9 protein-coding genes and 1 pseudogene are annotated in these 10,036 nt (G+C 63.4%); 2 read left to right on the forward strand and 8 right to left on the reverse strand.

The features are described from left to right. Window positions 1-277 (reverse strand): annotated as a pseudogene (locus EJC47_RS20295) (SOS response-associated peptidase); the annotation flags it as partial. A gap of 23 nt (window positions 278-300) precedes the next feature. Between EJC47_RS20295 and EJC47_RS20300 the strand changes: the two are divergent. Next, complete coding sequence (locus tag EJC47_RS20300; RefSeq protein ID WP_260591690.1) at window positions 301-855, forward strand: SOS response-associated peptidase family protein; 555 nt, start codon at window positions 301-303, stop codon at window positions 853-855. Between the two features lie 21 nt (window positions 856-876). On the opposite strand, the gene EJC47_RS20305 is transcribed toward EJC47_RS20300, so the two are convergent. Next, window positions 877-2,022 (reverse strand): hypothetical protein, encoded by a 1,146-nt coding sequence (locus EJC47_RS20305; RefSeq protein ID WP_260591691.1) that lies wholly within the window; start codon window positions 2,020-2,022, stop codon window positions 877-879. A 116-nt stretch (window positions 2,023-2,138) separates the two neighbouring features. On the opposite strand from EJC47_RS20305, the gene EJC47_RS21480 reads away from it, so the two are divergent. After that, window positions 2,139-2,363, forward strand: a complete 225-nt coding sequence (locus tag EJC47_RS21480) for a hypothetical protein (RefSeq protein ID WP_260591692.1) — start codon at window positions 2,139-2,141, stop codon at window positions 2,361-2,363. A gap of 271 nt (window positions 2,364-2,634) precedes the next feature. Here the strand turns inward: EJC47_RS21480 and EJC47_RS20310 are convergent, their stop codons facing one another. The 6 genes from EJC47_RS20310 to EJC47_RS20335 are packed head-to-tail and all read right to left on the reverse strand — an operon-like array spanning window position 2,635 to window position 9,804. Then, complete coding sequence (locus tag EJC47_RS20310) at window positions 2,635-3,309, reverse strand: hypothetical protein (protein ID WP_126849525.1); 675 nt, start codon at window positions 3,307-3,309, stop codon at window positions 2,635-2,637. Between the two features lie 11 nt (window positions 3,310-3,320). Beyond that, window positions 3,321-3,896, reverse strand: a complete 576-nt coding sequence (locus EJC47_RS20315) for a DUF2726 domain-containing protein (RefSeq protein WP_312845362.1) — start codon at window positions 3,894-3,896, stop codon at window positions 3,321-3,323. A gap of 5 nt (window positions 3,897-3,901) precedes the next feature. After that, the gene (locus EJC47_RS20320; RefSeq protein ID WP_126849526.1) at window positions 3,902-4,102 is read right to left on the reverse strand and encodes a hypothetical protein; all 201 of its coding nucleotides are present in this window, start codon (window positions 4,100-4,102) and stop codon (window positions 3,902-3,904) included. Window positions 4,103-4,145: 43 nt separating this feature from the next. Beyond that, a complete protein-coding gene (gene mobF, locus EJC47_RS20325; RefSeq protein ID WP_126849527.1) occupies window positions 4,146-7,208 on the reverse strand; it encodes a MobF family relaxase in 3,063 nt (1,020 codons plus the stop codon). Window positions 7,209-7,211: 3 nt separating this feature from the next. Beyond that, window positions 7,212-9,524: a type IV secretion system DNA-binding domain-containing protein gene (locus EJC47_RS20330; RefSeq protein WP_126849528.1), complete on the reverse strand. Its 2,313-nt coding sequence runs from the start codon at window positions 9,522-9,524 to the stop codon at window positions 7,212-7,214. After that, window positions 9,514-9,804, reverse strand: a complete 291-nt coding sequence (locus EJC47_RS20335) for a hypothetical protein (RefSeq protein WP_010405779.1) — start codon at window positions 9,802-9,804, stop codon at window positions 9,514-9,516. Before EJC47_RS20335 ends, EJC47_RS20330 begins: the two co-directional genes overlap by 11 nt. Window positions 9,805-10,036 lie beyond the last annotated feature (232 nt).

A 10,036-nucleotide genomic window follows, 5' to 3' on the forward strand; every position in this document is an offset into this window, starting at 1 on the left:
GAATGAGGCACCGGTGGGATGTGAACTCCCTACCTTCCGACCTGAAGTTATAGACCGGCTTGCCGCCCTGCCCGGCCCAACTCCATCGACGGTTGAGCAGTTCACCCGTTCCGCGAGCCTCCCCACTCCGCACGATTGGGGCGGTATCGCTGATCTTGATGTCCTCGCGAGCCTCGACGTTCGGAGTCCCCTCGGGCATTTTGACCTTGATCTTGAGGTTATCGAAATCCTCGACGATCGACGCGATATCGACTTCCAGGCGATAGTCATTGCACATCCGGCTTCTCACTTTGATCTGGCTTGCGACTCAACGACGTTCCCATTATGTTCCTTGCGATGGACAAGGCAACGCCCTTCGACACAGATGCGCCACTCGGCTCACAGCGCGCAATCATCCGCTACAACCCGGCGAAAACGCTGGAACTGGAAATGGTCCACGCCAGGTGGGGTTCCGATCCACGCTTCGGCGCGGGGACGTCCTTCAGGTTCGTGCGGTCTGAGGGCAAGACCTTCCCGAGCCATCGTTGCCTCGTGCCCGCCTCCGAATTTCACATGACGGTTGGAGACAAGCGGTATCGGGTGACGCTTGATGGCGGGAACTTCTTCTACCTCGCTGCGGTCTGGGAGCCAGCGATGGCCGACTGGCCAGAGAGCTACAAGATCGTCACCGTTACGGCGAACCCGGAGGTCAGCCGGTTCCAGGAGCGGCACGGCGCGATCATTCACCGGCGGCAAGTCATGCAGTGGCTTGACCGAACCGTTCCAGAGACCGAATTGCTAGAGACACCACCGGCGCGAACCTTCATCATCGAAGAGATTGCGGGTAGCGCAATTCAAACCGCGCTTGCCTTGTAGCGACGCCCTGCCTGATAGCCGCTAGATGATCGCCGCTGCGATCTGACGCAGTGTCTTTACGAACGTGTCGAGCAATTGGCGCCCCTGCATGGCCGCCGGGGCGGTGTCGTCGACCCCCGCCCGCACTTTGCCGCTCGCGATGTTGCCCGAGCCAAGATGGGCGTCGGCGAGCCGTAAATCGTAGATCCCGAACAGGGGTGCCGTCATGCTGCTTGCAGCAGCCTCTCCGAGCAGGCTGCCGATGAGCTTTTCGAGCGCCTTGTTCGAGCCGGGCTTTTTGCCGTCCTTTTGCTTGGGCACGGCGAGCGGCGAGAGGACGGCGTCGACGTCGACCCGCTCCGTAAACAGGCGGGTTACTTCCTTCGAGAGCTCAAGGAGGCCGTCTGCCTCAGCCACCTGAAATCGGTGCGCCCGGCGTAGCAATGTGGGAACTGCCTTATCGGCTCGAAGCAGTGGGAGCCCGTATTTCGCCTTGAAGGCCGTATCAATCTCGTCGAGCGCAACTGAGAGCTCGGACTCGGGTGCGACGGTGGCTGCTGGCCTCACCTCCATTTGGGCGGCGAAAAGCTCCGCGGACACACCACCGTCGGGCGTCACGTTGTGAGCACTCCACAATCGTTGCTCCCACGGATCGAGCGCGCCGATATCCTTGGCGAAGACAGTGATGAGGCCGAGCCGATTGACCCCGAAATGCACGTTAGTGCTGGCACCGAGCGCGCCAGTCTCCGCGCTGTACCAGTGCAGCGTCGCGCCGCGATGGCGCATGAGCGCGGAGACCACGGTCGGGTCGAAATAGAGCCAGGACGACACGCCGGCGAGATCCTCTCCTGACGCGCGCCGACCATCATTCTCCAGCGCGAAACTGGTCGAGTGAGGATCCTTATCGCCCCGGATGCGGGTACTGCGTCCTCCCGCTTGAACCCATTCCGTCCGCCACATCGCGCCCAATATGCTGAAATGATCGGTTGGCACGGGCCAGCGGCCATTGCTGATGCGCCCCTCGCGCGTGTCCCTTCCTGCCACCTCGTCAAACGAGTCACCAGGCCAGCTGTGAACGGGTTTGTCGGCGGTGACGGCGGTTCGTTGCCAGTAGCTTGAGCAGTAGAGGGCCATGGCACGCGCGCTGAGATAGTCGCCCAAAAACTCAGCCCGGATCTCAAGCAGCACGGTCGTTCGTGGTGGTCTCGCTTCAGTCGCGCAACCTCGGCCCAACCCTCCGAAGGCCGAAACCAGCTATCGCCCTCGCGTAAGAGCTTGAGGGCGACGATCAAATCAGGATGCAGATGCCAGATGTGGAGATGTTCGTCCTCGAGATATTGGTCGATCACGAGGTTTACACCGATCGGCTCATCTGCTCTGCGATAGAAGAGATCGGACGCACGATAACCCCAGGGCTCCATGCCGCCCCGATGTGCGGCAACGCCAAGGTCACTCCATCCGATCTTTTCGCCATCAATCCTCTTGGTGTCGTAGATGGCGGCAGTAGCGATCCCGGTATATTCCTTTAACTCCAGGATACCCGGTTCCGGGGGGCTGATTTCCACGTCGGCGTCATGGCGCAGCGGTATCCATGGCCGCCCCTGGAGGGCGTGGACGTCGCGCAGCTCGAAATACTTTTGTTGGATCGGCATGGTTATCCCTGACTGGTCTATCCCCAATACAGCTAACTGGGGAAATCGGGCACCGGCTTCTGCAACAAGGGGCGCAAAGCGAGGGAATTGTCATCAGTGACACTTTACCCAGCGTTTCCAGGTAAAGTGTCACGGGTGGCACCAGCAGCTAGAGGCTTTCTGGTTGCGATAGCATGAGGCGGGTCCTGAGATTGCCATCGGGCCTTCGATGCAGGTCGATACTATACCCGCTGCGCGGCCCGAAGGTCATCAATTCCGCGACAGTCTCGTACGACGTGTTGGGTCCGAAATAGCGCGTCGTTCCGTGCCAGTTCTGTCCCTCGATCAGCCGCATCCGGTAGGTAGCTGACGGCACCGGAACGGTGACCCGGCTGTTGGCAGCAACGTAGATCGACAGCGCGTGGTTATTTGTATCCGGGTCGAAGAGCTGAACCACAGCATTGGCCTCGCTCGTCACGATTGTCAGAGAGCTTCTGCTGACGATGCCGACCATGTTTGCCGGCACCGTTACCGATCCTGTTTCAGGAAACGGTGCCGCCTTCTCGAAATCCGGTAGCCACCCTTTACGCTGGGCCTCTCCGTACATTGGGACCAGGATTGAGGTCGCCGAGAGCAAGATTATCCACTTCTGCCACGGATGCGAGACCATACGCGGCGTGGACCTGTGCCGATGTTTCCGACCAGAACCGACATCCTTGCCGTCGAACCACAGGTCATGGTGCTCAAGCCGCCCCTTCTTGTCGATCCAGGCGGCACTGCCGAGGCGAGCGCCGCTTTCGCGGCGGCGACGCTCGTGCATATAGTCGCGATCATCGAGACCCATCGGCCGTCTCCCTACGCGGCTGCGAGCGCGACGCTGAGCGCCGCCTCGCGAAGATGACCGACGGCGGCCAGCGCTGCCGGGACGGTGGGCCGGGCCGAGGCGGGGATGCGGATTGTCTGATAACCCGCGTGTGCGGTCATCGCATCGCGCTTCCGGTCTTTCTGAGCGTCGTGCGTCCGGTCATCGAGTTCGACCAGGGCGACGATCTTGCCCGTCGTTTGATCGAAGATCACGAAATCGACGATCTTCTGGGAAAAGGCATTGCGATCGGCCGGGGTAGACCTGCGCCCCAGTCGTTTGGGAACGGTGAGCAATGCGCCCATCGCAACCTGAGTGTGAACCCGGTACATCGGCAGAACTTCTTCCAGCGCGAAGAGCATCGCCTGCTCGCGAGACGTCAGGAAAGGCTTCGCGACCGGTGCCGGAGGAACCGCGCTCATACCGTGCGACACGAGAAAGAGCACGACCGCGACGCCGATCAGGATCGGTACCACCAACGGGTGTTGGGCGAGATAATTGGGAAGATGAGACATGGGGATTCCCCTTTTCGGTTTAGCGCCGACCGCCTCGCGGCGATCACGCGCCAACGGTGTCAGTTCCAGCCGTCCTTGCGGCCCTCGTTGCTGTCCCGCAGCGTGCGGCCGTCGATCGCCGAGCGGCGGATCTCGAGTTCGACCTGGTCGCCCTTACGGCGGGTGCGGAAATCCGCTTCGCTGAGGCCGTTGCGGCGCGCATAATCCTCGGCCGCTTTTTCGCTGCCAAACTTGCCGCCTTCGTCAAAATCCCATGCCATGGTCGGTCTCCTTCATTCTGGCCGGCACCGCGCCGACGCTTCGCTACAAATCGAGCCCCAGGCTGCGCTCGGGCAGCGGGGGCAAAAGGTCGCTCTTGTCCGGCTTCAAATCGGACGGCGCCTTGAGGTCGCCGGCCTTCGCCGTGGCCGGGGGTGGCGCGACCGGTCCGTCCGGGACCGGTGGCAGATCGGCGAAGATGTCGGGCTGATCGACCATGTTGATGCCCTCGATCGGACCCGGGTCGAACTTCGCCGCGGGCGCCGGTCCCTTCTTGGCGTCGATATCGAGGCGACCGACCGTCTCGAGCGCGGAGGTCTTGTTGCCGGGATTGAGATCGAGCTGGCGCTCGAGCTTTTCCCGGTTGTCCACCACCATGGTCAGAACGTCGCGGACGCGCGTCACGCCGACATTGAACAGGCGCTGGTTGGACAGATTGCGCTCATGACTGTCCATGACCGTGATGGCTTTGTCGGTCGTGATGCCCTGCGCCATGTGCATGTTGAGCGCGTAGGCAAGGTCGAGACGCGACAGCATCGGATCGCCCAGATCGAGCGTCAGCCTCTGCTGCCCGGCGGTCTCCACGGTGACGCCATTGGCATCGACTGTCAGCACGCGGGCGAGCGCCGCGTTGTGGAGATCCCGCGGCTTGTCGTTGGCGGTCCAGCGGATGCGGTCGCCCTCCCGCACGTGGAGGTCCTTCTTCTGGGTGAGCTCGAGCCGGTCGCGTTTCTCGGTCGGCGAGAGTTTTTGCGGGTCGAACCGGATCTTCCGGCGGCCATCGCTGAGCTCGACCCTGCCGTTGGGCATAACGCGGGTGACATCGTACCGGCCTTTTCCGAGGCCGATGTCCTGCGCACCGCCGCGGCCGACATCGAGCGTCTGGCCGGGCTGGTAAGTCGACGCGTAGCGCAGCTCTTCGCGGGTCAGATTGACCCGTTCATAGACGGTGAGGTGGATGGCCTGCCCCCTCACGGTGCCCTCGGCCGCGAGGCCGTCCTGAATACGCTGATTGATGATCGCACGGGATTCCCGGCCGGACGCGAAGACGGCGGTCGCCTCGCGATCGCCCGAGGACAGTGCCAGCCACATGTCGGCGGCGGTCTCCGGCGCGCTGGCGCTCTCATGGACGTTGTCGCCCAGCACCTTCATCGCCTCGCCGGCCTTGCCGACATTGGCGAGCGCCGCGACGGTCCGCAGCGTATCAGTGCGCTGGCGGATATTCTCGTCCATCCGCGCCATGGTGCCGCCGGCCGCCTGGATCATCGCGAACGACTTGCCCGCGTCGATCGAGGAGAGTTGCTGGCGGTCGCCGACCAGCACGAGTTTGTCGACGCCGAGCGCCTCGGTGATCCGGTGGAGCATCAGCATGTCGTCGCTCGAGACCATCGAGGTCTCGTCGACGACAAGCATGGCCCCTGCGAACTTCGCCTGCGCAGCCTCGAACCGCGGCGTGTCGCGCTCGGTCACGAACCGTTCGTTGGCGAGAACGAAAGAGGCGATCGTCTGGCTCTTGATGCCGGCACTTGTCGCAAGATCGGCGATCATCTTGTTCTGGAAAGCGAGACCGAAAACATTGCGGCCCTCACTCTCGGCGACCCGGGCGACCGCCTGCAGCATCGTCGATTTGCCGGCGCCGGCGACGCCCTGAATGGTGACGGTGCGATCCTCAGACGCCAGGATCAGCGTGGCCGCGGCAAGCTGCCCGGCATTGAGCGGGCGATCCGCGGCCGTCTGCAGCCGTGCGGGCGCATCGGCGGTCTGGACGATCGGAGCGGCTTTTCCCGCACCGGCCTCGACTGCCTTGAGGATGCTCTCTTCGGTGCGGAGCGCCTCCTGCGTGGTGACCATGCTCACGCCTTTGTCGCCGGCGCGGACGACGCCGGGGATCAGCTGCCGGTTCTCGATCAGCTGGCCGATGCGGTGCTCGACGGTGTCGATCGTGACGCCCTTCAATCCCAGATCGAGCGCGGTCTTCGCCAGCAGGTGGACGTTGAATGCCGCCTCGCGTTCGGAAAAGATCCGGACGGCGGACGCGACGGCGAGCTGCGAGCGGGCTGTCGCGGGAGACTGGGTGACGCGCGCGAGCCCTGAATCGACCAGCGGATCGTGCGGGCGAAGGAAGCCGCCGACCAGGTCGCGCGCGCCGGCGATCGCGTCGCTGACCGCGCGGAAGCCGCGCTCAAGCCGGCCGTCGGCGGCGCTCAGACCTGAGCGTGCCTCGGCCGAAGCGAGCAGGCCCTTTCCGTCGAAGCCGAGCGCCGCTGCCTTGTCGATCCAGCCTTTCAGCAGCCCGTCGCGGTCATCGACATTGAGTTTGGGATCACGGGTGTTGGTGGTGATCCCGTCACGGCCCTTGGCCGAGACGATGCCGAGTGCCGCCGCCTTTTCCAGGATCGCCTCGCGGCGCTGGCTGAAGGCGTCGATCACCGCCTTGGGCACGCCCGCTATTTCGAACGTGCCGTGTTTACCCTTGAGCTCTACGCTGTAGCCAAGCTTCTCGAGGCCGGCCCTCAGATAGGCGTGGTAGATGGCGCCGATCGTCGTGTTGCTGCTCCAGATCTTGTCGGCGTGGAGCGCCTGCCATTTGCCGTCTGGCATCTGCGTCAGATTGGCGACGACGGCATGGACATGGGCCTGCGGGTCGAGCGCGCGGCTCGTGTCGTGCTGGAACAGCGCATAGACCAGATTGCCGGTTTGGACCGGGACCTTGCGGCCCTCCACATCCTTGCGACCCTCGGCGAGATTCTTCTCGACCCATGCCATCGTCTTCTGGACGGCAGCCATGTTGGCCGCGAGCACGCGTTTGTCGCCGGCGACATAGGCCATGAGGGACACCGACTTAGGCGCCGAGAAGGTGAGATCCACGCCGTTGCGGCGGTTTTCCACTTGGGCGACGCCCTCGCCTGACGGCAGCGTCCCGCTCAGGATTTCCTCGAACGCCTGTTTCGAAACCTCGCCTTCGAGGCCGAGCGTCTCGGCCCCCGCCCCGCCCCATTCGCTCTGCTCAGCCGAGCCATCGGCGGTGTAGTAATTGTCCTTGAAGTCGTCCTTCGCGAAATAGTTCGCGGCGCCCGAGGCGGAGCGGACCGAGGCGACCGAGAGCACGCCCTAGATCCCCATATCCATGCCATCGGAATCGCGCCCGCTGGCAAAGCCTTCCCGCAGCTCGACCAGGGTCTGATCCTCGACCTGGGCGGCGCGCGGTTGCGCGTCGCGACCGTCGCGGCGCTCCTCGCTGGTCCGGGTGCCGGCGGCCTGCTCCTCCGGCTTGTCGCGCGCTGTCTGCGCCTTGTCAGCCGCATGGATAGCGGGCGTCGTCTGCTCGTTCCGATCGTCGGTGCGCTGCGCCGCGCGCATCGTCTCGGCATTCTCCTCTTCGGTCAGAGTGCTGAGGATCCGCGCCGCCATCTCCTTTGCGAGATTGGTCGCCTCGACCACCTCCTCCACGATCTGGACGGCGCCATCACGCCCACCTGCCTCGCCTCCTGCGCCGTCCTCTTCGGCGAACACTTCCTCTCCGCGCCTCGACCGCACCGGGCTCATGGTGGGTCGCGCGACAAACCCCTGGGCGACCTGGGGATAGTCTTGCCATTCGAGCAGAATGCGGGCCGCCGGAAAGCCATCGGGGAACTTCACGAAGCCATGCATCGAAGGCAGGTTGGTGATGTCGTCGGCGATCACGAGCGGTTCGACCTGCTTGCGCGGGGTCAGCGTCGAGGCGTCACGATTGTTGTTGTAACCATAGCTGTACGCCTCATCCATCTGACGCACTTCACGGTTGCCGATGTAGCGCGCGCATTGCTCGGCCGTGTCGAGGTCTGCGGTTGCCAGGATGAGCTTGGATCGGGCGAGCGAGGCGAGATTGCGGGCGCCCTGCTCGCCATAAACTTCGACCAGTTTCTCGAAGCTGTGGATGCCCAGGATCATCGCGCCGCCGAATGCGCGCGCGGTCTGGAGGCCATTCTCGATTGCCGGCAGTTTGTGGAGCGCGCCGAGCTCGTCGAACATGAACCACATGCGCAAGGAGCGGGTGCGCGGCATGGTCATGAGACGGTTGATGCACAGGTCCATCCAGAGCGTCAGCAGCGCCCGGTTCATCGCCAGATCGACATAGTTTGAGGTGATGAAGAGGATCGCGCCGGGCTGCTTGTCGCCGGTGATCCAGTCGCGGATCGAGAACTGCTCGCCCTCGTCGGGCAGGAAGCGCAGGACCTGCGCATTGGTGTTGAAGACGGCACGGATCGATTCCGCCATGCGGGCGGCTTCCGGGGCGGTCAGCGGGTCGGCGATGGTGTTGGCGAGGAAACGGTGAACGCGCTTCAGATCGGCCGTCATCAGGTTTTCGCTGAGCGCCAGATTGGTGGTCTGGCCGCGCTCCTGGAGGCGGACGCACATTTCGATGAACAGCGTGCGCGCCGCCAGCGCCCAGAAGGGCTCCGAGGATCCACCGTCCGACGGGATCAGGGCTGCAGCCGCCGCAGTGAATTCGCTGTGCGTGCGGCAATCGTTGAAGATCGACCAGGCCGGGCAGCGTTGGTCCATCGGGTTGAGGATCGTATCCCGCTCGGGATCGTAGAAGGCTTCGACATAGGCGCCTGTCAGGTCGAAGATGACCGCATTGTCCTGGCGCGCCCGCATCTGCGCGACGAGACTGCGAAGCTCGGTAGTCTTGCCCGATCCGGTCGTGCCGATGAGCATCGTGTGCGACTGCTCCATGCGGTGCGGATAGGGCACGCCGGCAAGCGAATAGGGGTGGTGAATGCCGCCGGCTTTCCGCTCGGCAAAGGGCAATCGGAGCACCGCCGAAGGGCTTAGCCGGGGGAAGAATTGACGCGCATCTTCCTCGAATTTGGCGGCGTTATGCTGGGCGATTTCGGCGAAGAGGACATCGCGCTCGACCAGCATCGCGCCGCGTTCGTGGCGTTCCTGGAGGATGGTCTTGCCGCGCCGCCGGGAGATATCGACGAACCAGATCGTGATCGGCGCGATGACGAAAACCGAGACGAGGATCGAGCCGATAAACGCGTGGACCGTGGTTGCCCACGCCTTTTGGACGGCGGGGATATAGGGCACGGCCGGCATGATCGTTTTGTAGATCTCGCCGTTCGGCAGCGTGACGTTGACGCGCTTGTTGGGATTGAGGTCGACCCAGTTCCAAAGCGCCGAATAGAGCTTCATGCAGACGAGCTGGAATCCATGCTCGTCGAGGCGCAGCGAAAGGATGATGAACCAGGCGGCGAGGAAGGCGAAGAACCAGGCGATGATGGGCAGCTTCGCGCCCGAAAACCACATCAGCATCTCATGGGTGAGGAGCTGGCTGCCGCGTGTGAAATTGCCCGAGTTGCGCTGAACCCGGCCCCGCGCGGAGTGATGGGTCAGCGGGATGTTTTTCCCGTTCGAGCGGATGTCCTCACGCGCCATGATATTGAACCAGGCGCTTGTCGGTTTCGGCGACGAGCCGCTCGCGAAGCTCGGGATATTGCTCGCGGATGATGATGTCCAAAGCGAGCTGCTGGAACTCGCTGATCCGTGCAAGACGGCGGTGGCTGGCGGTCAGCAGATCGGACGAGGAGAGGAAGACGTCCAGCGCCGACCGGATGATGTCGGCGACGCTGAGCTTGCGCTCCGCAGCGATGGTGCTCAGCCGATCCCACTGGGTCCGCTCGAGCCGCACATTATAGTGCCGGTAACTGGTAGCCAAGACCAACCTCCTAGCAGGGAGGCTGGTGGGGACTGAAGAAGGCCTGACTTATAGCCTAGAGGCTGGCACGCGGCAAGTTGATCGTCGAGTGCCAAACCATCGTAGTCGTCCGTACTACGCTCAAGTGGCGGATTTGTGTGGCTTTTACGCGCCGCAAGAACCGTACTACAATGTAGTCGCCTTTCCATCCGCGCTAAACCGTTGCGCAGCAACGGAAACCTTGCACCTTCAG

It is taken from the genome of Sphingomonas sp. TF3, from assembly GCF_003985085.1.
Lineage (GTDB): Bacteria > Pseudomonadota > Alphaproteobacteria > Sphingomonadales > Sphingomonadaceae > Sphingomonas.

Excerpts from the sequence above, each read along its gene's own strand:
- EJC47_RS21480 (WP_260591692.1), top strand. The coding sequence starts at position 2,139 with ATGCCAGATGTGGAGATGTTCGTCCTCGAGATATTGGTCGATCACGAG.
- EJC47_RS20310 (WP_126849525.1), bottom strand. The coding sequence starts at position 3,309 with ATGGGTCTCGATGATCGCGACTATATGCACGAGCGTCGCCGCCGCGAA.
- EJC47_RS20320 (WP_126849526.1), bottom strand. The coding sequence starts at position 4,102 with ATGGCATGGGATTTTGACGAAGGCGGCAAGTTTGGCAGCGAAAAAGCG.
- EJC47_RS20330 (WP_126849528.1), bottom strand. The coding sequence starts at position 9,524 with ATGGCGCGTGAGGACATCCGCTCGAACGGGAAAAACATCCCGCTGACC.